Here is a 22,166-nt window from a genome sequence, read left to right on the forward strand (position 1 = left end):
GTCGCCGCGGGCCGACCCACGCGTACCCGCGGCCGCGGGATCGACACACCTCGAACGCGTCCCGCCCCGTCACCGCCCGCCGAGCGGTGCGCGCCGCCGCACGGTCACCCGCGCCGGATCGGCGGTGGGGCCCGGTTCCTCGCCCGGGGCGAACAGGGCGAGCGAGTCCCCGCGCACCACGTGCTCGACGCCGGCGATGCCGCGGCGGCGGACCTCGCGCTCGAACTCCGACAGCGGCGACTTGAACAGCCCGTAGTCGTCGTAGTGGATGGGAACGGCCTTGCTCGGGCGCAGCAGCTCCAGCAGATCGGCCCCTTCCGGCCCGTCCATGGTGAGCAGCTGCCCGAGCACCCGGGTTCCGCCGAGGTGCACCAGCGCCACGTCGATCCCGGGGAACCGCTCCCCGATCGCGGCGAGGTCGTCGTGCACGAGGGTGTCGCCGGTCAGGTAGAGCCGGAGCCCGCGCCCCACCGGCGGCTCGTAGTCCACCAGGGTGCCCATCACCGGGGGCACCACGGCGCTCAGCACGCCCCGCGCGTGCTTGCCGGGCAGGGAGGTGATGGTCAGCCGCGCACCGCCCTTGGTCATCGTCTCCCGCCCCCAGCGCGGCAGCGGCACCGGTTCGGTGAACCCGGTCCGGCCGAGCCGTCGCGCCGCGTGGTGGGTGGTGAAGATCGGCAGGTCGCGGGGCAGCTCGCGCGCGGCGACCCGGTCGAAGTGGTCGCCGTGCAGGTGGGACAGCACGAGCCCGTCCAGCGGGGGCAGTTCGTCGATCGTCATCGCCGGTTCGGTGCGCCGCCGCGTGAGCAGCCCGTGCCCGATGTGCACCCACTGCCCCCGGCGCACGAAGTTCGGGTCGCTGAGCAAGGCGAACTCGCCGAGGCGCAGCAGCACCGTCGCCGTGCCCACGAAGGTGATCGTGCAGTCCTGCCCGCCGGTCGGATCGGCGTCCATGGCCGGCCTCCCGTCTCGCCGCGGCCGCGTCCTGCTCCCGGCTTGCCCCGCGGACCACCGTCGCAAACCGCGGCGCATGTGCCCGGCGGGGGCCGGGTACGCGGGACGGGACCGGAATCGACGACCGTGGAGACCGCGATGACCACGTCACCCCGCCGCGACGGCCCGCACGTGGTCGTCGTCGGCGCCACCGGCAACATCGGCACGAGCGTCGTCGCGGCCCTCGCCGCCGACCCGGGCGTCGGCCGGATCACCGGGCTCGCGCGCCGCGTCCCCGCGCGGGGGCTGCCGGGGGTGGACTTCGCGCGGTGCGACATCACCCGCGACGACCTGGCTCGCCGGGTGCGCCACGCCGATGCGGTGATCGACCTGGCGTGGATCTTCCAGCCGACGCACGACCCGGTCACGACGTGGCGCAACAACGTGCTGGGCCGGTTGCGGTTGTTCGAGGCCGTCGCGGCGGAGCGGGTGCCCGCGCTGCTGTACGCCTCTTCGGTGGGCGCCTACTCCCCCGGTCCGGGCCGCACCGTCGACGAGGACTGGCCCACCGACGGCTGGCCGGGTGCGGCCTACACCAGGGAGAAGGCGTACCTGGAGCGCTGCCTGGACGCGTTCGAGCACCGCGGCGGCGACACCCGGATCGTGCGGTTCCGGCCCGGTTTCGTGTTCAAGGCGGGGGCCGCGGCCGAGCAGCGGCGGTTGTTCGGCGGCCCGCTGGTGCCGGGCCGGCTGGTCCGCCCCGCCGCGTTCCCCGCCTTCCCGGACGTCCCGGGCCTCCGCTTCCAGGCGGTGCACAGCGCGGACCTCGCCGAGGCGTTCCGCGCGGCGGTGCGGAACCCGGTCCGCGGCGCGTTCAACGTCGCGGCCGACCCGGTGGTGGACCCGCGGCTGCTGGCGGAGCACTTCGGCACGCGCCCGGTGCGGATCCCGGCGCGAGCGGTGCGGGCGGCGCTCGCCGCGGCCTGGCGGCTGCACCTGGTCCCCGCCTCGCCGGACCTGTTCGACGCGGTGCTGCGGCTGCCGCTGATGGACGTCTCCCGCGCCCGGGCGGAGCTGGGGTGGTGCCCGTCCCGCTCCGGTCTCGAAGCGGTGCTGGAGATGCTGGACGGCCTGCGGCGCGGCACCGGCACGGCGACTCCGCAACTGGCCGCCCGCACCCCCGGCGGCCGGTGGCGGGAGCTCACGACCGGGGTGGGATCGCGCCAGTGATCGGGGTTTGGCGTCCGGTGCGGGCGGCAAGGCCTGGAGGGCGACCACGACGAGAGGATCACATGAGCGTGCTGCACGTCGTCCCCGCCGAACGCGACGGCTGGAAGGTCGTCGGAGGCGGCGCCGCCGAACGCCACGTTCCGTGCCAGGCCGACGCGGTCGAGGACGCCTGCCTGGAACTGCGCTACGAGGGCGGCGAAGTCGTCATCCACGACCTGCGCGGGCGGGTCCGCGACAAGCGCACCGTCCGGCCGGGTTGACCGCGCACCGTTTCGCGTCCGCGCCGCGCGGCTAGCCGGAGAGGATGCCGCACGACGAGACCACCCCACCGCCGGATCCCGACCCGGACCGCACGCCCGGTCTGGAACCGGGCGGCGGCGTGCCCGCCGGGGAGACGCCGCCGGAATCCGGGGAGGCCACCCGCGGGCTCGCGCACACCGAGAAGGCGACGGCCCGGCCCGCGAAGTGGGTGTGGTGGGCCGTCATCCTGCTGGTGGTGCTGCTCTTGGCGGGATTCTTCGTGACCAGGGCGCTGGACCTGCTGCTGTGGTGAGCCTCAGCGCTCGGCGGCCGCCGGGACCGCCGGTTCCGCGGAGCCGGTCCGCGCCCGTCGGCCGCCCGCCCGTAGGCCACCCGCGCTGCGCCGATGCACCGGCCGCGGGTTCCGCGGTCCGCGGGGCGGACCGGTGCCCGCCGCCGGTTCGGGGGTGCGCCCGGGGGCGGGGTCCTCGGTGCGCACGTCCACCAGCCGCACCCACTTGACGTGGGCGGGCAGCTCGCGGCGCTCGCGCATCTTCGCGAACCGGGACCAGGCCAGGGCGGTGGCCGCGACGGTCGCCAGCCCGGCGACCTCCAGCGCCCGCCCGGGCCCGGCGTGCTCGGACAGCCAGCCCAGCACCGGGCCACCGACGGCGCCGGAGGCCGCGGTCACCATGCCCTTGGCGGCGAGGACGCGACCGCGCATCTCCTCCGCGGAGTCCAGCTGCATGCGGGTGCTGGCCGCGGTGTCGATCACCACCGCGCCCGCAGCGATCGGCAGCAGCACCAGCGCGAACACCACCAGGTTCGACGCGGAACCCGCCACCGCCTGCAGCACGCTCGTCGCCACCGCCATGACCAGCAGCAGCCGCAACGTCAGCTCCTGCCGGGAGGCGGCCAGGAAACCGCCGATGACCGTGCCCACCGCGAACACCACGGACAGCACGCTGTAGCCGACGGGCCCGGCGCCGAGCGGTCCTTCGCTCATCGCCGCCATCGTGACCTGGTAGTTCCGGCCCAGGCTGGAGAGCACGAAGGTCAGCGCGAACAGCACCAGCAGCGGTCCGCTGCCGAGCACGTAGCGGGCGCCCTCCTTGACGCCGCTGCGCTCCGGCGGGCTCTCCGCGAGCGAGAACATCTCCTCCTCGCGCACGAGGCAGATCACCGCGATCACCCCGGCGAAGCTCGCTGCGTTGAGCACGAACAGCATCGGTTCCCCCGTGAACGCGACCAGCGCGCCCGCCAGGCTCATGCCGAGGATCCGGCCGCCGGAGCTCAGGATCGAGCCGAGGCCGAGCGCGTTGCCCAAGGTGTCGCGCGGCACCAGCTGGGAACCGAACCGCCCCAGCGCCGGACCGTCGAACACGGTGACCAGCCCGGTGAGCACGGCGCTGCCGTAGATCACCGCCAGCGGCGCGTCCCACATCGCCGCGCCCGCCAGCGCCAGCGCCAGCAGCACGTGCAGCGATTGGGTGACCACCAGGACGCGGCGCGCGGGCCAGCGGTCGGCGACGGTGCCGGCCCACGGGCCCAGCAGCAGCGCCGGAACGGCCTGGAACAGCAGGGAGAGCCCGAGCAGGCTCGCCGACCCGGTCTTGGTCAGCACCAGCCAGTTCAGGCCGAGGTTCTGCATCCACGCACCGGTGACCGACACGAAGTCGGCGGTCGCCCAGCGGCGGTAGTTGCGGTGGCGCAGCGCTTGGAACATCGTCGTCAGTGCAGAGCGCACGATCCAGTCCTCGGGCCGATCGGGGGTCAACTCCGGCCAGGGGCTCGACGTCACCGGGGGTGAGCAGGCACCTGGACCGCGCTCCACCGTGACGAGGCGACTCCCGAGATCGGCACAATTTGTGTTCGCGCTCTCCCGAATTCCCTGCTCGAAAGGGTGAAGCGGGACGCTGGCGGGGAGAATTGAGCACTGGGCGTGTTCGACTGCGGCGCGCGCTCAGCCCGGAGCCGCACGGCCTGCGCTCAGCCCGGATCGGCCACCTGCGTTCAGCCCGCGCGGCCCGCGTTCAGCCCGGATCCACCGGCGGACGCCCCACACCGCGCCAGCGCAGCCCCGCCCGCCGCAGCACCGCCGGATCGAGGTGGTCCCGGGTGTCGACGACCACCGGGCGCGCCAGCGATGCCGCGAGCCGCCGCCAGTCGAGCGAGCGGAACTCGGGCCATTCGGTGAGCAGCACCAGCCCCGCCGCGCCCGCCGCGGCCCGGTACGGGTCGGCGACCAGCCGCACGTCCGCACCGACCTCGGCCGCGCCGGGCCGCAGCGCCGGGTCGCAGGCGACGAGTTCGGCGCCCTCGGCGGCCAGCGCCCGCGCCACCGCCAGGGCCGGCGAGTCCCGCAGGTCGTTCGTGCCCGCCTTGAAGGTGAGCCCGAGCAGCCCCAGCCGCACCCCGCGCAGCGACCGCGCCGAGCCGGACCCGCACGCGGCGGCGACCTTGCGCACCATGCGCGCCCGCTGCCGCGCGTTGGCGTCGATCGCCGCGCGCAGCGCGGGAAAACCGGTGCCCGCGGCCTCCGCGAGCCGCAGCAGCGCCGCCGCGTCCTTCGGCAGGCAGGACCCGCCCCAGCCCGGCCCCGGGCGCAGGAACTCCGGGCCGATGCGGTGGTCCCGTCCCATCGCCGCGGTGAGGTCGGCGATGTCCGCGCCGGCGCGCTCGCACCGGGCGGCGAGCGCGTTCACGTAGGACAGCCTCGTCGCCAGGAAGCAGTTCGCCGCGTACTTGACGAGTTCCGCGCTGGCCGCGCCGGTGCGCACCACCGGTGTGTCCACCGCCGCGTACAGCGCGGCGACCCGCTCCACGGCGGCCGGGTCGTCGGAGCCGAGCACGATCCGGTCCGGGTGCAGGAAGTCGCGCACCGCGGACCCCTCGCGGAGGAACTCGGGGTTGCTGACCACCCCCACGTCGTCCCGGCCGAGCAGCCGGGCCACCCGCGCCGAGGTGCCCACCGGGACCGTCGACTTCGCCACCAGCAGCCCGCCGCGCGGCACCCGGTCGCCGATCTCCGCGACCACCGCCTCGACCGCGCGCAGGTCGGCGGCGCCGCCCGCGCCCATCGGGGTGGGCACGCACAGGAACACCACCTCGGACCGGGCGGCCGCGCGCGCCGAACCGACGGCGAACTCCAGCCGGCCCGCGGCGACCCCGTCGCGCACCAGGTCGGCCAGGCCGGGTTCGAGCAGGTCGATCTCCCCGCGGGAGGACCGCTCGACCTTCGCCGCGTCCACGTCGCTGCACACCACGCGGTGCCCCAGCGAGGCCAGGCACGCGCCGGTGGTCAGCCCGACGTAACCGGTGCCGACGACGAGGATCCGCTTGCCGCGCAACGGTTCCCGCCCCGCTCAGCTCGCCGGGCGGCGGTACGCGCGCTCGGCGAGCGCAGCGCCGTCGTCCACCGCGGGCGTCAAGGGCGCCCGGCCGGTGCGGGCGTCGTAGGACAACGCCTCCGCGACGCTGCCGATGTCGGCGCCGAGCGCCGAGCAGAGCGCGGTGAGCTCGTCGGTGAAGGCTCGCCGGACCGCGAGGTACCCGTCCACCGCCTGCGGCAGCAGGTCCGCGGTGGCCGCGTCGGTGCGCAACCGCGGCGCGGCCACGCCCCGGTACAGCTCGTCGGCCACATCGGCCGCGGCCGCGGTGGCGGCGCCGAGCACCACCAGCTCCGGGTGCAGGAACTCGGCGGCCGATTCGGCGGCGCGGGGCGGGTTGCTCACGGCGAGCAGGTCCGCCCGGCCCAGCCGGGACGCCAGCCGGGCGGTCGATTCCCACGGCGGGGCGCAGCAGTTCAGCACGACCGCGCCGCGCGGCAGGCGCCGCCGCAGCACGTCGATGCCCGCCCGTGCGCCGCACACCACTCCGAGGTCCGGCGCCGGTCCCTCCGGCGGCGGGTCCGCGTCGAACGGACCGGTGACGTGGTGGCCGAGGGCGGTCAGGGCGTCTGCGGTGGCTGCGGCTGGCGCGCCGCCGCCCGCCAGCAGGACGCGGGCGCTCATCGGCCGGCCTCCGCGACGGGAGCGGGAGCCAGGCGCGCGTCCGCGGCCGCCAGCACCTCGCCCACCGGGATCCGGAGCAGGCCGGGGTCGGGTTGCTCCGCGAACGTGTCCCCCGTCGTCCCGGCCCACAGCGCCGTGTGCGGCCCCTGCTCGGGCGGGCCCCAGCGGCGCGGCGGGACCGGGCCGAACAGCACCACCGAGGGCGTGCCGGACGCGGTGGCCAGGTGCGCCATCCCGGTGTCGCCGCACACCACGAGCCGGGCGCGGCCCACCAGCGCGGCCAGTTCGAGCAGGTCGGTCCGCCCGGCGACGGCCGCGGAGTCCGGGAGCCCGGCGCGGCGGGCGACCTCCAGCGCCAGCGACCGCTCCGCCCCGCTGCCGGTGATCAGCACTTCCGGCACCCGCCCGGCCAGTTCGCCCGCGACCGCGCTGAACCGCTCCGGCGGCGAGCGGCGGGCGCCGTGGGAGGCCCCGGGGTGCACGAGCACGACGTCGCGCCGCGCCCCGCCGGGGACCGGCAGCAGCAGGTCGTCCGGGTCGGCGGGCACACCGCCGTGGCGCAGCAACCGGCACCACCGGTGCACCTCGTGCTGCTCGTCCAGCCAGCGGGGGCCGTCCAGTTCCGGGTGCGCGCGGTGCCGGTGGGTCAGCACCCGGCGGGCTCCGCTGGACAGCAGCGCGTCGATGCTCCCCGGCCCGTGGCCGTGCAGGTTCACCGCGAGGTCCGGCGGCGGCCGGCCCCAGCAGAACGCCTCCGGGGAACCGGTCGGGTGCACCTCGTCGACGGCTCCGGTGCGGTGCGCCAGCCCGGCCAGCCAGCGCGGTGCCGCCAGCACCAGGTGGTGGCCGGGGTGGGCCCGGCGCAGCGCGCGCAGCGCGGGGACGGCGGTGAGCAGGTCGCCGAGCCCCAGCGCGCGCAGCACCAGCGCGGTCCCCGTCACGGCCACGAGCCCTCCTCCGAGGAGCACACCACCAGCTCCCGCACCTCGCAGCCGGCCGGTTGGCGCAGCGCGAACAGCACGGTGCGGGCCACGTCCTCCGGCCGGTTGAGCTTCGCGTCCGGCGGCGGCTTGTACTGCTCGTCGCGTCCGTCGAAGAACGAGGTGTGCATCCCGCCCGGCACCAGCGTGGTGACCCCGACCGCGCCCGCGGTCTCCGCGGCCAACGCCCGCGAGAACCCGAGCACGCCGAACTTCGAGGCGCAGTACGCCGTCGCGTCCGGCACCGCCTTGAGCCCGAGCGTCGACGAGCAGGTGACCACCCGGCCCGCGCTCTCCTTCAGGTGCGGCAGCGCGCAGCGCACCACCGCGACCGTGCCCAGCAGGTTGACCTGGACGACGCGCTCCCACTCCGCGGCGGGCACCGCGTCCAGCGCGCCGCACGAGTCGATGCCCGCGGCGGTGAACACCCCGTCCAGGCGGCCCCCGGCGAGTTCCACCAGCCGGTGCACGGCCCGTTCGGTCGCCGCCCGGTCGGCGAGGTCGGCCCGGACGTGCGGCACGTCCAGCTCCGGCTCGACGCGGTCGAGCACGAGCGGCGTGCCGCCCTGGTCACGGACCTCCTGCGCGGTGGCGGCGCCCAAGCCGGACGCCCCACCGGTGATGAGCACGTTCCCCACCGGTTCCATCGATCCTCCTCCCGTCGTTCACCCGGCCGACCGCAGCGAGGTCAGCAGCCGGCTCGTCGAATACCCGGCGATCTGCGGCACCAGGACCGTGCGCCCGCCGTGGCGGTGCACCACCTCGGCTTCGGGCAGCGTCGCCACGTCGTAGTCGTCGCCCTTGACCCACACGTCGGGCCGCAGCCGTTCCAGCAGCGCGCACGGCGAGCTCTCGTCGAACACGACGACCGCGGTGACCGATTCGAGCGCCTCCAGCAGCCGTTTGCGGTCGGCGTGGCCGACCAGCGGGCGGTGCGCCCCTTTGATCCGCCGCACCGAGTCGTCCGAGTTGAGGCAGACCACCAGCGCGTCGCCGAGCTCCCGCGCGCGTTCCAGCAGCCGCACGTGCCCCGGGTGCAGCAGGTCGAAGCAGCCGCCGGTGACGACGAGCCGCCCGCCGTCGCGCCGCACCCGCTCCGCCACCTCGAACGCGGTGCCGGTGCCGCCGTTGCCGGGGCGCGGTTCCGGTTCGGACAGCTGCGCGGCACCGCCGGAGGCGACGAACCGGCCGGCCCGCCGCACCCCCTCGGTCACCGCCTCCACCGGATCGGCCCCGTCGGCGAGGGCGAGCGCGGTGATCACCGCGAAGCAGTCCCCCGAGCCGCACGCGTCCGCGCCGGGCGGGGCCGGCTGCACCGGGATCCGGCCGGTGACCGCCTGCGGCACCACCACCGCTCCGGCGGCGCCGAGCGTGACCGCGACCCCGCCGCACCCCCACCGCCGCAGCAGGGCGCGGGCGAGCAGCGCGGGATCGTCCACATCGGACCCGCCGGTGAACGCGACGGCCTCGGCCAGGTCCGGTACGACGAGGTCGGCGCGGCCGACCGGCACGCCACCGCGCGGGTGCGGGTCCCACACCAGCGGGACGTCCGCGGGCAGCTGCCGCAGCGCCCGCCGCAGGAACGGGTTCGCGGTGGCACCGCGCCCGTAGTCGGAGACCAGCACCGCGCCCGCGGAGCGGAGCAGCCCCGGCAGCTCCGGGTCCAGCGGCCCGTCCAGGACCCGCCCGTCGCCGGAATCGGCGCGCAGCAACGTCCGCCCGCCGGAGCGGATGCGGGTCTTGCCCGGGGTCTCCCCGGAGAACGGCAGACCGGCCAGCCGCACCCGGTCCCCGAGCAGCCGCACCACGTCCGCACCCGCCTGCCCGCCGACGCCGGTGACCAGCACGACCTCCGCGTTCGCGCGGGCGGCGATCGAGGCCGCCAGCCCGGCACCGCCCGGACGCCGCTCGCGGCTCGCCACGTCGACGACCGGCGCGGACGCGTCCGGGCAGGTGCGCCGGGCGCTGCCGTGCACGTCGACGTCCAGCAGCACGTCGCCGACCACCACCAGAGGTCCTCGCCGCACGGTCAACGCCCCCCTCCCGCGGTCACCCCGGTCACCTCGTCGAACACCGAGCACAGCGCGTGGACCAGGGCCAGGTGCAGCTCCTGCACGGTGGCGGTGCTCGGCGACTCCACCGCCACGGCCCCGTCGCAGATCGCGGCGAGCGTGTTCGGCGCGGGCCCGGTCAACGCCCAGGTGGTCATGCCGATCTCGTGCGCGCTCTTGACCGCGGCCAGCACGTTCTGGCTGCGGCCGCTGGTGGACAGCGCGATGAGCACGTCACCGCGGCGGCCGTGCGCCCGGACCCCGCGGGCGAACATCTCCTGCTCGCCGTAGTCGTTGAGCACGGCGGTGAGCGCGGAGGTCTCGGCGTGCAGCGAGATCGCCGAGTACGGCCTGCGCTCGTGCAGGAACCGGCCCACGAACTCGCCGGTGAGGTGCTGGGCCTCGGCGGCGCTGCCCCCGTTCCCGCAGGCGAGCAGCCTGCCGCCGGAGCCGAGGACGTCGGCGAGCCGCCGCCCCCACTGCTCGATCGTGGCCGCCGAGGCGCTGGTGCGCGCAGCGGCGTCGGCCAGGTCCGCGAAGTGCCGTTCGATCATCGCGCGCCTCCCGTCCGCGCGGGCAGCGGCGCCCGGCGGCGCACCGCCCCCCGATAGGCGGTCTCCACCTCGTCGGCGAGGCCCGCCCAGCCGTAGCGTTCCCGGACCCGCGCCGCACCGGCCGCGCCGAGCCGGTCCCGGCGACCCCGGTCGGCGAGCAGGGACCGCAGCTCGCGCGCCAGCCCGTGGTGGTCGCGCGGTGGGACGAACAGGCCGGTGCCGTCCTGCACCACGGTGTCCAGGTGCCCGCCGACCGAGGTGACCACGATCGGCGTGCCGCAGGCCATCGCCTCCAGCGGCACCGTCCCGAACGGCTCGTACCAGGGGACGCTGACCACCACGTCCGCCGAGCGGTACCAGTCCGGCGTCTCGTCGTGCGGCACCTGACCGGCGAAGCGGACCCGGTCGCGCACCCCGTGCCGCGCGGCGACGTCGCGCAGCCGCGCCACCTCCGGGTCGGCGTCCCACTCGGCGGCGCCCGGCCCGCCGACGACGACGAGCTCGGCGTCGGGGATCTCGGCGAGCGCGCGGATCGCGGTGTCCACGCCCTTGCGCTCCACCAGGCGGCCGATGCTGAGGATGCGGGGGCGCCCGCCGCGCTCGGGCCGCGGGCCGGGGGCGAACACGTCCAGGTCGATGCCGCAGGGCACCACCCGCAGCCGGTGCCGCGGCGCGCCCATCGCCACCAGCTCCCGGACCTCGTCCGAGCAGGTCGCCAGCACCAGGTCCGCGTCCCGGGCGAGCCGGGCCTCGACGGCCTCCCGCTCCGGGGGGCTGGTGTCCTCGGCACCCTGGTGGGCGCGCTTGACCCAGCCCAGCGCGTGGAAGGTCTGCAGCACCGGGACGTCGAGCCCGGCGGCACCGCGGTGCGCCGCCACCCCGCTCATCCAGAAGTGCGCGTGCACCAGGTCCGGTGGCCGCACCGCCCAGCGGTCGGCGAGACGGTCGCCGAACTCGGCCATGTGCGGCAGGAGTTCGTCCTTCGGCAGCGGGCGGGGCGGGCCGGCGTCCACGTGCGCGACGGTCACCCCGGCGGCGGCGCGCACGTTCGGCGGCTGCTCCGGGGAGTCCCGCCTGGTGTGCACCACGACCTCGTGGCCGCGGCGCCCCAGTTCCGCGGCGAGCGCCGCCACCTGCACGTTCTGCCCGCCCGCGTCGGCGCCGCCGAGCGCGGCCAGCGGGCTCGCGTGCTCGGAGACCAGGTCGAACCTCATGCCGTCACCTCCTTGAGGAGCACGTCCCAGTCGGCCAGGAACCGGCTGAGCGGGTAGCGGCGGAGCGCCGCGCGGCGGGCGGCCCCGCCCATCTCGCGCGCCAGGTCCGCGTCCGCGAGCAACGCCCGCACCGCGACCACGAGCGCCCCCGGATCGGTGGAGAGCACCCCGGCGTCGGCCGGGACCGCCTCGACCGCCTCGGTGGTGGCCAGCGCGACGACCGGCATGCCGAGGTGCATCGCTTCGACCAGCGCCAGCCCGAGCGACGTCCACCGGTACGGGTGCAGGTAGAGGCGGCGGCGGGCCAGCGCGCGGTGCATCTCCCGCTGCGGCGGGTCCTCGTGCGCGCGCACGCGCTCCGGGTCCAGGCCCAGGTGCCCGGGGAGCTCGGTGACGCGCATGCCGAACACGTCGAGCGGTGCGGCCGCCGCGAACCGCGGCAGCAGGTCGGCGCCGGTGATCCGGGCCCGCCGCACCGGGTCGTTGACGACGACGCCCGCCCGCGGTTCCTCGCCGGTGTAGCGGGGTCCGGGGTCGACGACGCCGTGCTCGATGACGGTGGTGGGTGCGCGGCCGTTGTCCCAGAACACCGAGTTGAAGTGGGTGACGTGCACGAGCGGGATGTCCGCGCGCCCGGCCACCGGGTGCGCGGAGTCGACGGGGGCGCCGCGCGGGGTGTCGTGCTCCACGTACACCGCCGGGACGTCCACGCCGGGCTTGCGCCCGAGCCACCGCTCGGTGAGCTCCAGGTCGCGGGGCCGTTGCAGCACCACCACGTCGACCTCGGCGGTGCGCAGCTGCTCCGGGGCGACCTCGACGGCCCGCTCCGGCCACCGGTAGGTCCGCGCGCGGCCGCGGCCGTCGGCGTCCCGCCGCGGCGTCACCGGCACCAGGTAGGTGTGGTCGCCCTGCACGAACGACGTGGTCCACGCGCCGTGCACGTGCCAGATCAGGATTCGCACCGCACCGCCCCCCGCAACCGCTCCACGGCCCGCAGCACCTCGTCGGGGCCGACCCCGGACAGGCAGGGGTGCCCGGGCACCGGGCAGTCCCGGGCCCGGGTGCCGCGGCACGGCGCGCCCTGGTCGCCGAGCAGCTCCACCGGCACCCCGTGCGGCGCCCAGCGCTCGGCGGGCACCACGGGCGCGAACAGGGACACCACCGGCGTGCCGACCGCGGCCGCCAGGTGCGCGGGCCCGGTGTTGGGCGCGACCACGACGTCGGCGCCGTCCAGCACCGCGCCCAACCCGGCGAGGTCGGTGCGACCGCCCAGGTCCAGCCCGTCCTCGCCCGCCACCAGCGCGGTGCGGGCTTTCTCCTGCGGCGCCCCGGTCACCACGACCCGGTGCCCGGCGGCGGCCAGCGCGCGCACGGCGGCGGCGCAGTGCTCGGTGGGCCACTGCCGCGCGGGCGCGGTCGCGCCGGGGTGCAGCACCACGTAGCCCGGTTCGCCCACCAGCCCGGAGACGTCCGGCAGCGGCCGCCGCACCGCGAGCCCGCCGTCGTCGCCGGGCGGCGGCGCGTACCCGGCGGCCCGCGCCAGCGACAGGGCCCGCTCGGACTCCGGCGGATCGCCCTCGACGCGGTGGCGCAGGTCCAGCAGCGAACCCGGGTAGTCCTCGCTGATCGCGCCGATCCAGCCGACGCCCGCCATCCGCAGCAGCAGCGCCAGCGGCAGCGCCGACTGGTGGAAGGAGGTGAACACGAGCGCGGCGCGCGGACCGATGGAACCGATCAGCTCGACGAACCGCCGCACCTGCGCCGGGTCGACCGCGCCGGGCTCCGGGTCGATCCACGGGACGCACCACTCGACCACCCGGTCCACGCCGGGCAGCAGTTCGGCGCCGGCCCGGCCGCGCGGCCCGGCGAGCAGCACGACCTCCCGTTCGTGCGCGGCCACGGCCCGCACGGCGGGTCCGGCCAGCAGCACGTCGCCGACGTTGTCGGAGCGCACGAGCAGGACGGGGGCGCTCATCGCGCGGCCCCCAGGACCCGGTCCACGGCCTCGCCGAGGGTGGCGGCGACCTCGGCGCGCCGGTGGGCGGAGCGGATCTCGGCGGGCAGGGTGCGCGCGGTCGGCACCAGGATGGCGCGGGCCCCGGCGGCGAGCGCCGCTTCCACGTCGGCTCCCGTGTCACCGACGACGACGCAGTCCGCGGGCGCCACGTCGATCGCCGCAGCGGCTTCTTCGACCATGCCCGGCTCCGGTTTGCGGCAGGTGCAGCGCGCCGCGTCGTCGTGCGGGCACACCTGCCAGGTGCCGAACGGGCCGAGGCGCCGCTCCACCGCGTCGTTGACGGCGGCGACCTGCGCCTCGTCCAGCAGGCCCCGGGCGATGCCGGACTGGTTGCTGATCACGCCGATCCGCAGCCCCCGCTCGCGCAGCCGCCGCAGCGCCGCCTCCGCCCCGGCCACCGGTTCGACCAGCGCGGGTTCACCGTTGTACGGCACGTCCCGGATGAGGGTGTCGTCGCGGTCGAACAGCACCGCGGCGGGCGTGCTCCGCCGGGGCCGCGACCGCGCCAGCTCGCCGCGGGCGCGGTGCCGGACCGCGACCGGCGGGATCAGCGCGCTCGTCACCACCATGCGGGTGATCTCCGCCGCGGTGCGCGGCCCGGGGAGGATGCGCCGCAGCGCGAACTCGGCGGTCGCCAGCGCCCAGACGGCGGCGGCGGTGCGGCTCGGCAGCGGGTGCTTGGCGGTGAGCAGCGCCAGCACCGCGGCGCCCGTGGTCAGCAGGTGCGCGGGCAACCTGCCGGGTCCTTCACCGATCCTGGTGCGCCAGCCGCGCCCGTGCTTGCGCCGCATCAGCACGTCGTCGGCGTTGCCGCGCTGCGCCCGCACGCTGGCGGTGAACCCGGCGGGCGGGACCGGGTGGCGGGTGGTGCGGCTCCCGGCGACCAGCCGCCTGCCGGTGGCGCGCACCCGCAGCGCCAGATCGGCGTCCTCCCGGTAGGCGCGCGGGAAGTCCTCGTCGAACCCGCCGGACCGCACCAGCGCGTCCCGGCGGTAGGCCATGTCCGCGGTGATCCACCACGCCCCGGCGAGCCCCGCGACGTTGCGCTCCCAGTCCGTCGGCCGCCGGTCCCGCGGGAGCGGGACCTCGATGCGCGCCTGCGAGGCCGCGACCTCCGGGGGCAGCGCGGCGAGGTCGTGCTGCAACCGCCGCTTCCAGTCCTCGTCCGGCACGACGTCGTCGTCCAGGAACACCACCCATTCGGTGCCGGTCGCCCGCCATCCCGCGTTGCGGGCCCCGGCCGGCCCCCGACCGCCGGTGCGGACGACCCGCAGCGTGGTGACGCCCACGCCCTGCGCCAGCGGTGGCGCGGGGTTCGCGCGGTCGTCGACGACGACGATCTCCCGCGGTGGGACGCCGTCGGCGGCTTCCAACGCGTGCAGCAGGGTGCGCAGGCTCGGCCGCCCCACGGTGGGGACGACCACGGAGTACACCGCCTCGCTCATCGCGCCCACCTCCCGCGGTGCACCACGAACGGGCCGAGCGCGAGCACGTCGATCGGCGAGGAACCGAAGCACTCCAGCGCGTCCACCGGGCCGTCCACCATCGGGCGGCCCGCCGTGTTGAAGCTGGTGTTGACCACCACCGGCAGCCCGGTCTCGGCCTCGAACGCGCTCAGCATCCGCGCGAGCAGCGGTTCCCGGTCGCCGTCGACGGTCTGGATCCGCGCGGTGCCGTCCACGTGCACCACGGCCGGGATGCGGTCCCGCCAGCGCTCGACGACGTCGTGCACGAACAGCATGTGCGGACTGGGGATCGGCCCGCGGGCGAACAGCTCCCCGGCCCGTTCGGCCCGGACCATCGGGGCGACCGGCCGGAACTGCTCGCGCCCCTTGATCTCGTTGAGCCGTTCGAGGTTGTCCGCGTGGCCCGGGTGCGCCAGCAGCGAGCGGTGGCCCAGCGCGCGCGGTCCGAACTCCGACCGCCCCTGGAACCAGGCGACGACCTCGTTGCGCGCCAACGCGGCGGCGACTTCGGCCCCGACGTCGTCGGGCTTCTCGTACGGCAGCCGCGCCGCCTCCAGGCAGGCCTGCAGTTCGGCGTCGGTGAAGCCGCGGCCGAGGTCGGCGCCGGCCATCGGCGCGACCGGTCCGCGTTCGGCGGCGACGTGCAGCGCGGCGCCGAGCGCGGTGCCCGCGTCCCCGGCGGCGGGCTGCACCCACACGTGCTCGAACGGTCCGTCGGCGGCGATCCGGGTGTTCGCCACGCAGTTCAGCGCCACCCCACCGGCGAGCGCGAGGGCGTCGGCACCGGTGCGCTCCCCCAGCCAGTTCGCCAGGTCCAGCAGCACTTCCTCGACGCGGGCCTGCGCGCTGGCGGCGAGCTTCGCGTGCACTTCGGACAGTTCGGCCCCCGGTGCGCGGCGCGGCGCCCAGCGGTTCCAGTCGACGGGGTCGACCTCGAAACCTCCGCCGCCGCAACGGATCCGCTCGGTGAGTTCGGGGAGGAACTCGGGTTCGGCGTAGGCGGCCAGCGCCATCACCTTGTACTCGTCGCTGGAGCGGCGGAACCCGAGGTGTTCGGTCAGGTCCTCGTACATCAGGCCGAGCGAGTGCGGAAGTCGTTGCTGCGCCAGCACTTCCAGCCGACCGCCGCGGTAGTGCCCGGCGAGCATCGACGTGCTCTCGCCCCTGCCGTCGACGGTGAGCACCGCGCAGTCCGGCCACGGCGCGGCGAGTCCGGCGGACGCGGCGTGCGCCACGTGGTGCAGCACGAACCGCACCCGCTCGGGCGGCAACCCGGGCAGCGCCGTCGCGAGGAACCGGGGCGCGTGCTCGGCGTAGGTCGTGCGCAGCCACTCCCAGGCCGGGTAGATGTCCGGCGCGTCCCGGTCGACCAGCGACGGGTCGTAGGAGCACGCGACCGCGTCGAGCTCACCGGGTTCGAGGCCCGCGTCCCGCAGGCACCAGGCGGCGGCCCGCACCGGTTGTTCCCAGGCCGCGAACGGCACCGGTTCCTTCCCGTGCTTGCGGCGGGAGAAGCGCTCCTCCTCCGCCGCCGCGACGACTTCCCCGTCCACCACGAGCGCGGCGGACGGGTCGTGGAAGACCGCGTTGATGCCGAGGACGCGCACGATCGGACCTCCGGGACTTCGGAAGGATTCCTGCCGCGTTCCTCCGGAAGTCGAAGGACCCGCACCACATCGCTACCCAACGAAGCGGCTCTCCCAAACCGCGGCCTCCGGCCCGGCACCGCCATTTTTCCCCGCACAGAGCGGAAATGCCGCGTTCCGGATCCGCGGCGTCGCGTCCCGACCAGGCGCGGAGCCGGGATCAGCGGGAGTTCGCCGCCCCGTCGCGCAGGAAGTCCACGGTCCGGTCGAGGGCGTGCCGCGCCTCCGGAAGCCGTTGCAGGATCCAGCCGTGGAACATGCCCTCGTACTCCTCGTAGTCGATCGCGGCACCGTTCGCGCGGGCGAGGGCCTCCAGCCGCCGCGCGTCGGACAGCAGCACATCCCGGGTGCCGCTGAGCACCCGCATCGGCGCCAGGCCGCCGAGCCGCCCGTACAGCGGGCTCACCCGCGGGTCGTGCGGGTCGAGATCTCCCGCGTAGAGCAGCCCGGCCTCGCGCAGCCCGGCGATGGCCAGGTACGGGTCCTGTCGGTCGAGCGCGGGCATCGACGGGTGACTCACCGCGATGTCCAGCCACGGCGAGATGAGCACGAGGCGACCGGGTTGGGGGAGACCGAGCTCGGCGCAGCGCTGCGCGAGGTGCAGGCTCAGCGCGCCGCCGACCGAATCGCCCATCACCACCTGGTCCTCCGGCGCGGCGGTGGCGGCGGTGCGCTGGAACGACGACCACACCATCGGCAGGGTCTCCGAGTACCGGTGCGCCGGTGCGAGCGGGTAGATCGGCACCGACACCGTCGCGCCGGTGCGGGCGATCAGGCGATCGATGAAATCCCAGTGGGCGCCCTCGATCTGGTGCACGTAGGCGCCGCCGTGCAGGTACAGCACGTGCCGCGGGCTGCGGGGTTCCAGCGGCGCGATCGTGTAGCAGGAGTGGCCGTCCACGTCGAGCTCGGTGACCTCGAACCGGTCGCGGAACGACGCCGGCAGCTGCGCGTGCTCGGATTCGTGGCTCTCGGCGCTGCGGCGCAGCAGTGCCGGGTCGGCGAACACGCGCTTGCGCCGGGTCAGCCGGTACTTGCCGATCGTCAGCCTGCTCTGCCAGCTCACCATCGCCGAACTTCCTCCGGTCGTGGTCGTGGAACCGTCCGCCGCGCGGGGTTTCCCGGCCGAGCCGCGGCAAAACCGGCCGGCCGCACCCGGTCGCCGGGCGGTCCGGTCGACGGCCGCGTCACCGGCCGACCGCGCTGCGTCCGGCGGCGGGCAGCGGTAGCCCCCACTCCGCGGCGAGCCCCTCGACGGCCCACCGCAGACCGGTGCGCAGCTCGACGCGCGGCGTCCAGCCCAGCAGCGTCGCGGCCAGTGCGATGTCCGGGCAGCGGCGTGCCGGGTCGTCGGTGGCGGCGCTGCGGTGCTCGATCGCCGAGCGGGTTCCGGTGAGCTCGCGGACGAGCTCGGCGACGTCGAGAACGGTCCGCTCGTCCGGGTTGCCGATGTTGATCGGGCCGGTGCCGCCGTGGCGCGCGAGGTCGAGGATGCCGCGCACGGTGTCGCCGACCCAGCACAGCGATCGGGTCTGCTCGCCGGAACCGAGGACCACCAGCGGATCGCCGCGCAGGGCGCTGCGGATGAACGACGGCACCATGCGCCCGTCGTCCTCGGCCATGCCCGGCCCGTAGGTGTTGAACAGGCGCACGATCCCGGCGTCCACGCCGCGCTGCCGCGCGAACGCGAGCGTCAACGCCTCGGCGTAGCGCTTGCCCTCGTCGTACACCGCGCGCGGGCCGATCGGGTTGACGTTGCCCCAGTAGCTCTCCCGCTGCGGGTGCTCGCGCGGGTCGCCGTAGACCTCGCTGGTGGAGGTGAGCACGAAGCGCGCCCCCTTGGCCGCCGCCAGTTCCAGCGCGTTCCGGCATCCGCTGCCGCCGACGAGGATGGTCTCGACCGGCAGGCGCTGGTAGTGCTCGGGTGAGGCGAGCGAGGCCAGGTGCGCCACCAGGTCCACCGGGCCGGGGACCTCCCACGGCTCGGTGACGTCGTGGCGCACCGCCCGGAAGCGGTCGGACCCGGCGAGGTCGGCGACGTTGCGCGGGTCGCCGGTGCTGAAGTCGTCCACGCAGAGCACGTCGGTGCCGGTCTCGACCAGTGATCGGCACAGGTGCGCGCCGAGGAATCCCGCGCCGCCGGTGACCACCGCGCGGCGGAAGTGCCTGTGGGACAACGGTTCCTCCTCCCCGGGCCGGGTGCGAACCGAGCCCGATGAGTCCTCGACCCGGTGAGCCCCCAGCCCAGTGAGCCCGACCCGATGAGCCCCGACCCGATGAGCCCCGACCCGATGAGCCGAGTACCCCCGCGCGCGCCGCGACGAAACCCGGGGGTAGCGCCGCCCGCGACCGGGTAGGCCCACGTGGGGGTCGAACCGGAGGGAGTGCGCATGCGGGTCCTGGTCCTCGGCTGGGCGAGCTTCCTGCACGGGGAGGCGACTGCGGGTGATGTCGCCGCCGCCGAGGCGGTTGCCGGTGCCGCCGCCTCGGCCGGGTTCCGCTGCGACGTCGCCTGGAGCCCCGGTTTCCGGCCCGGGGAGCTGACCGTGGCGGAGGCGGCGCGGCGCGACTACGAGGTCGTGGTGTTCGCGTGCGGACCGCTGCACGGCGCGCAGGTGCGCGAGGTCCACCGGCTGTTCCCGCGCGCCCGGCGCATCGCGGTGGGCGCGTCCGTGCTCGACTGGTCGGACCCGGTCGTGACCGGCTTCCACCGGGTGCTGCCGCGCGACGCACCCGGCAGCCCGCCCGTGGTCGACCTGGCCGCGGAGGTGGGGCGCGCCGAGGTCCCGGTGGCGGGGATCGTGCTCGCCGGTGGCCAACCGGAGTACGGCGGGCGCGGTCGGCACGAGGACGTGCACCGGGTGCTGCGGTCCTGGCTGGCCGGGGTCGCGTGCGCGCCGGTCGAGCTGGACACCCGGCTGGATCCGGGTTCGTGGCGCCACTGCGGCACTCCGGAGCGGTTCGCGGCGCTCGTGGCGCGCACCGACGTGGTGGTCACGACCCGGTTGCACGGCCTGGTGTTCGCGCTCGGCGCCGGGGTGCCCGCGCTGGCGGTCGATCCGGTGCGCGGCGGCGGGAAGGTGGCGGCGCAGGCGGCCGCCTGGGGATGGCCCGCGGTGGCCGTTGCCGAGGAGGTGCTCGCCGACGGTGGCGTGCTCGACGCGCGGTGGGCGTGGTGCACCTCCGCGGACGGTGCGCGACGCGCGGGCGAACTCGCCACCGGGGTTCGGCGCGCGGGGATCGCCGCCGTGCTGGACGAGCTGCGGGCCGCCGCCCCGGCGGTGCCCGCGCCGAGCGCCGGGCGCTGAGCGGTGGCGGCCGTCGTCGACTGCTCGGCGCTGCTGCGCGCCGCCGCGCCCGAGGCGGCCAGCGCCGGGGTCGTGGTCGTGACCGGCGGGGAGCCGGACCTGCGGTGCTGCACCGATCGGCGGGCGCGCCAGCTGGACCTGGTGCAGTTCCTGCTCGGCAGCGGGCCGTGCGTCGAGGCGGCGCGGGGCCGCACCGCCCGCGCCAACACCACCGAGATCCGCACGCACTGGCCGGATTTCGCGCTGTGCGCGCGCACCCTGCACGTGCACAGCTTTCTGTGCGCGCCGCTGCTGCTCGACGACGAGGTGGTCGCCACGCTCGACCTCTACGGCGACCGCTCGTACGCGTTCGACCGGATCGACGAGCACCGGATGGCCGGGCTGGCCGGGGCCGCCACCGCCGCGTTGCGCCGCGGTGCCGCTCCCCTCGCACCGCCGCGGCGGCGGAGAACGCTCCGATGAGCACCGCGACGGACACGACGATCGTGATCGCCACCCGGGACCGGGAGCGGGAACTGCTGCGCACGCTCGGCGCGCACGCGCGGTCCCACCCGGGCACCCCGGTCGTCGTGGTGGACAACGGATCCGCGGTGCCGCTGGCCCCCGCGGTGCACCGCGAGTTCCCGGACGTCCGGGTGCTGACCTCGCCGCGCAACCTGGGCCCGGTGGCGCGGAACTTCGGCGTGCGACACGCGGGCACGACGTACGTGGCGTTCAGCGACGACGACTCGTGGTGGGCGCCGGGCGCGCTGGCCGCCGCCGAGGACGTGCTCGACGCGCACCCGCACCTGGCGCTGGTGGCGGCCACGACCCTGGTGGGCCCGGAAGAGCGGCCGGACCCGGTGGTCGCCGAGATGGCGCGCAGCCCGCTGCGCGGCGCGCACCCGGTGCCCGGCCCGGCGCTGCTCGGGTTCACGGCCTGCTCGGCGGTGGTGCGCCGGGAGGCGTTCGCGGCGGTGGGCGGGTTCAGCCCGCTGCTGTTCTTCGTCGGCGAGGAGAAGCTGCTGTCCTACGACCTGGCCGCCGCGGGCTGGGACCTGGCGTTCGTGGCGTCGGTCGTGGCCCACCACCACCCGTCGCCGCACCGGCAGAGCTCGCACCGGCGGGACGCCACCGAGCGGCGGAACGGGGTGCTGATCAGCTGGTTGCGCCGTCCACTTCGGACGGCCGCCGCGGAGTCGGTCCGATTGCTGCGCGACGCGGTGCGCGACCCGGTGGCGCGGGCGGCGCTGCCCGGCGCGCTGCGGCGCCTGCCGGAAGCGCTGGCCCGGCGGCAGCGGCTGCCCCGTCGAGTCGAAGCGGCCGTCCGCCTGCTCGGCCACTGAGCCCTGCTCGCGGGTTGGCGGCTCAGCCGACGTAGCGGCGCGCCACCGAGGTGCGCTGCGGTTCTTCCAGCAGCCGCAGCTGCGCTTCCAGCTCCGGTGGGACGCACCGCCGTTCCCGCAGCAGCCACGGCAGCGCCCGCAGCACCCCGCCGACCGCCGCGATCGTGTGCCGGTCCTTCGGGCAGCCGGCCAGCACGCTCGCGCTGCGCCGCAGCGCCGCGCCGAGCGGTCGCCGCGCCCAGGTCGTCAGCAGGGTGTTGCGGATGCCGAGCCTGCGCCGCCCGCGCGAGTCGCGGCGCCCGGACGGGCGGTGGTGCACCACGACCTCCTCGGCCCAGCACAGCCACCAACCGGTGCGCACCAGGTCGATCGCCAGCAGCTCCTCCTCGCCGCCCAGCCACAACCGCTCCGAGAACCCGCCCGCCGCGCGGAACGCGCTCACCCGCACGGTGGTCAGCCCGGCCATCACGCTCAGCAGCGCGGTGCCCGGCAGCCACGGCGGCGCGGGCACCGGCGAGTCGCGCAGCTCCGGGGTCAGCGGATCCTCGACGAGATCGGGTTCCACCAGGCAGCGGCCCATCACCGCGCCGATGTCCGGGTGCCGGTCCAGCAGGTCGACCGCGGTGCGGATCGCCCCCGGCTGCCAGCGCACGTCGTCGTCGCAGAACGTCACGTACGGGGTGGTCGCGCAGCGCACCGCGTGGTTGCGCGCGACCGCACCGGCGTTGACCGGCTCCACCAGCACGGTCACCTCGGGGAAGCGGGCCCGGACGGCTTCCGCGCTGCCGTCGCCGGAGGCGTTGTCGACGACGATCACGGGCGCCCGTTCGGGCAGCGCGGTCATGTGTTCCAGCGTCCGCAGCAGTTCTTCCCGGCGGTCGTGGGTGATCACCACGACCGTCGAGCGGGCTCCGGTGCTCACCCGACCGGCGGGTCGGGAAGTTCCGGTTTCGCGGGCGTCTCCGGCGCGTCCGGTTTCGCCGGCTCCCGGGGTGGTTCCGGTGCGGGAGCGGTCGGCGGGTCCGGGACCTCGGGGGCGTCGGGTTCTTCGGCGGGCGGGGGTTCGCGTCGCGGGACCTGCTGCAGCATCGCCTCTCCGATCGCTCGGCGTCCGCTCGGAGCCGAGGACTACCCGCGCGCCCGGTCGCGCACACCGGCCGGTGCCGACGATCACCGCTGGACGCCCGCG

The 22,166-nt window shown here is 76.2% G+C and carries 22 protein-coding genes; 6 read left to right on the forward strand and 16 right to left on the reverse strand.

All coding sequences use genetic code 11. The features are described 5' to 3' along the window. Nucleotides 1-69: 69 nt before the first annotated feature. Complete coding sequence (locus tag LCD31_RS07095; protein ID WP_224956767.1) at nt 70-954, reverse strand: MBL fold metallo-hydrolase; 885 nt, start codon at nt 952-954, stop codon at nt 70-72. Nucleotides 955-1,092: 138 nt separating this feature from the next. On the opposite strand from LCD31_RS07095, the gene LCD31_RS07100 reads away from it, so the two are divergent. The 3 genes from LCD31_RS07100 (at nt 1,093) to LCD31_RS07110 (ending at nt 2,716) form a co-directional block, all read left to right on the forward strand. Further along, a complete protein-coding gene (locus LCD31_RS07100; RefSeq protein ID WP_224956768.1) occupies nt 1,093-2,163 on the forward strand; it encodes an NAD-dependent epimerase/dehydratase family protein in 1,071 nt (356 codons plus the stop codon). 62 nt (nt 2,164-2,225) lie between these two features. Further along, entirely contained in the window at nt 2,226-2,423 is a 198-nt protein-coding gene (locus LCD31_RS07105) for a DUF2188 domain-containing protein (RefSeq protein WP_224956769.1), read from the forward strand. A gap of 44 nt (nt 2,424-2,467) precedes the next feature. Beyond that, nucleotides 2,468-2,716: a DUF6480 family protein gene (locus tag LCD31_RS07110; RefSeq protein WP_224956772.1), complete on the forward strand. Its 249-nt coding sequence runs from the start codon at nt 2,468-2,470 to the stop codon at nt 2,714-2,716. A 3-nt stretch (nt 2,717-2,719) separates the two neighbouring features. Here the strand turns inward: LCD31_RS07110 and LCD31_RS07115 are convergent, their stop codons facing one another. The 14 genes from LCD31_RS07115 to LCD31_RS07180 all read right to left on the reverse strand — a co-directional run bounded on the left by LCD31_RS07115 (nt 2,720) and on the right by LCD31_RS07180 (nt 18,521). Then, on the reverse strand, nt 2,720-4,150 hold the full coding sequence (locus LCD31_RS07115; RefSeq protein ID WP_224956774.1) for an MFS transporter: 1,431 nt from the start codon (nt 4,148-4,150) through the stop codon (nt 2,720-2,722). A gap of 286 nt (nt 4,151-4,436) precedes the next feature. Continuing rightward, nucleotides 4,437-5,753: a UDP-glucose/GDP-mannose dehydrogenase family protein gene (locus LCD31_RS07120; protein ID WP_224956777.1), complete on the reverse strand. Its 1,317-nt coding sequence runs from the start codon at nt 5,751-5,753 to the stop codon at nt 4,437-4,439. Between the two features lie 15 nt (nt 5,754-5,768). Continuing rightward, nucleotides 5,769-6,416, reverse strand: a complete 648-nt coding sequence (locus LCD31_RS07125) for a UDP-glucose 6-dehydrogenase (RefSeq protein ID WP_224956778.1) — start codon at nt 6,414-6,416, stop codon at nt 5,769-5,771. Beyond that, on the reverse strand, nt 6,413-7,357 hold the full coding sequence (locus LCD31_RS07130) for a glycosyltransferase family 9 protein (RefSeq protein WP_224956802.1): 945 nt from the start codon (nt 7,355-7,357) through the stop codon (nt 6,413-6,415). The genes LCD31_RS07125 and LCD31_RS07130 overlap by 4 nt, the downstream gene beginning before the upstream one ends. Then, nucleotides 7,354-8,043 carry an SDR family oxidoreductase gene (locus LCD31_RS07135; protein ID WP_224956779.1) on the reverse strand — a complete coding sequence of 230 codons (690 nt, stop codon included), beginning with the start codon at nt 8,041-8,043 and terminating at the stop codon, nt 7,354-7,356. The genes LCD31_RS07130 and LCD31_RS07135 overlap by 4 nt, the downstream gene beginning before the upstream one ends. A gap of 18 nt (nt 8,044-8,061) precedes the next feature. After that, the gene (locus LCD31_RS07140) at nt 8,062-9,423 is read right to left on the reverse strand and encodes a PfkB family carbohydrate kinase (RefSeq protein WP_224956780.1); all 1,362 of its coding nucleotides are present in this window, start codon (nt 9,421-9,423) and stop codon (nt 8,062-8,064) included. Between the two features lie 2 nt (nt 9,424-9,425). After that, nucleotides 9,426-10,001, reverse strand: a complete 576-nt coding sequence (locus tag LCD31_RS07145) for an SIS domain-containing protein (protein WP_224956781.1) — start codon at nt 9,999-10,001, stop codon at nt 9,426-9,428. Beyond that, nucleotides 9,998-11,215, reverse strand: coding sequence for a glycosyltransferase (locus LCD31_RS07150; RefSeq protein WP_224956782.1), 1,218 nt, complete (start codon nt 11,213-11,215; stop codon nt 9,998-10,000). The genes LCD31_RS07145 and LCD31_RS07150 overlap by 4 nt, the downstream gene beginning before the upstream one ends. Continuing rightward, entirely contained in the window at nt 11,212-12,177 is a 966-nt protein-coding gene (locus LCD31_RS07155) for a glycosyltransferase (protein ID WP_224956783.1), read from the reverse strand. Before LCD31_RS07155 ends, LCD31_RS07150 begins: the two co-directional genes overlap by 4 nt. Continuing rightward, nucleotides 12,165-13,190: a glycosyltransferase family 9 protein gene (locus LCD31_RS07160; RefSeq protein WP_224956784.1), complete on the reverse strand. Its 1,026-nt coding sequence runs from the start codon at nt 13,188-13,190 to the stop codon at nt 12,165-12,167. Before LCD31_RS07160 ends, LCD31_RS07155 begins: the two co-directional genes overlap by 13 nt. After that, nucleotides 13,187-14,677 (reverse strand): HAD-IIIA family hydrolase, encoded by a 1,491-nt coding sequence (locus tag LCD31_RS07165; protein WP_224956785.1) that lies wholly within the window; start codon nt 14,675-14,677, stop codon nt 13,187-13,189. Before LCD31_RS07165 ends, LCD31_RS07160 begins: the two co-directional genes overlap by 4 nt. Further along, on the reverse strand, nt 14,674-16,305 hold the full coding sequence (locus LCD31_RS07170; protein WP_224956786.1) for a carbamoyltransferase C-terminal domain-containing protein: 1,632 nt from the start codon (nt 16,303-16,305) through the stop codon (nt 14,674-14,676). Before LCD31_RS07170 ends, LCD31_RS07165 begins: the two co-directional genes overlap by 4 nt. A 199-nt stretch (nt 16,306-16,504) precedes the next feature. After that, on the reverse strand, nt 16,505-17,413 hold the full coding sequence (locus LCD31_RS07175) for an alpha/beta hydrolase (RefSeq protein WP_224956787.1): 909 nt from the start codon (nt 17,411-17,413) through the stop codon (nt 16,505-16,507). A 118-nt stretch (nt 17,414-17,531) separates the two neighbouring features. Continuing rightward, nucleotides 17,532-18,521 (reverse strand): NAD-dependent epimerase/dehydratase family protein, encoded by a 990-nt coding sequence (locus LCD31_RS07180; protein WP_224956788.1) that lies wholly within the window; start codon nt 18,519-18,521, stop codon nt 17,532-17,534. Between the two features lie 213 nt (nt 18,522-18,734). Here LCD31_RS07180 and LCD31_RS07185 point away from each other — a divergent pair, with 213 nt between their 5' ends. Genes LCD31_RS07185 through LCD31_RS07195 form a run of 3 tightly spaced genes read left to right on the forward strand, consistent with a single transcriptional unit; the run spans nt 18,735 to nt 20,977 of the window. Further along, nucleotides 18,735-19,652 (forward strand): polysaccharide pyruvyl transferase family protein, encoded by a 918-nt coding sequence (locus LCD31_RS07185; RefSeq protein WP_224956789.1) that lies wholly within the window; start codon nt 18,735-18,737, stop codon nt 19,650-19,652. A gap of 3 nt (nt 19,653-19,655) precedes the next feature. After that, complete coding sequence (locus LCD31_RS07190; RefSeq protein WP_224956790.1) at nt 19,656-20,114, forward strand: GAF domain-containing protein; 459 nt, start codon at nt 19,656-19,658, stop codon at nt 20,112-20,114. Next, a complete protein-coding gene (locus LCD31_RS07195; RefSeq protein ID WP_224956791.1) occupies nt 20,111-20,977 on the forward strand; it encodes a glycosyltransferase family 2 protein in 867 nt (288 codons plus the stop codon). Before LCD31_RS07190 ends, LCD31_RS07195 begins: the two co-directional genes overlap by 4 nt. 22 nt (nt 20,978-20,999) lie before the next feature. Here LCD31_RS07195 and LCD31_RS07200 read toward each other — a convergent pair whose 3' ends face one another. Beyond that, on the reverse strand, nt 21,000-21,899 hold the full coding sequence (locus tag LCD31_RS07200) for a glycosyltransferase (RefSeq protein ID WP_224956792.1): 900 nt from the start codon (nt 21,897-21,899) through the stop codon (nt 21,000-21,002). Nucleotides 21,900-22,166 lie beyond the last annotated feature (267 nt).

It is taken from the genome of Saccharopolyspora sp. 6M, assembly GCF_020176775.1.
GTDB classification, from domain to species: domain Bacteria; phylum Actinomycetota; class Actinomycetes; order Mycobacteriales; family Pseudonocardiaceae; genus Saccharopolyspora_C; species Saccharopolyspora_C gregorii.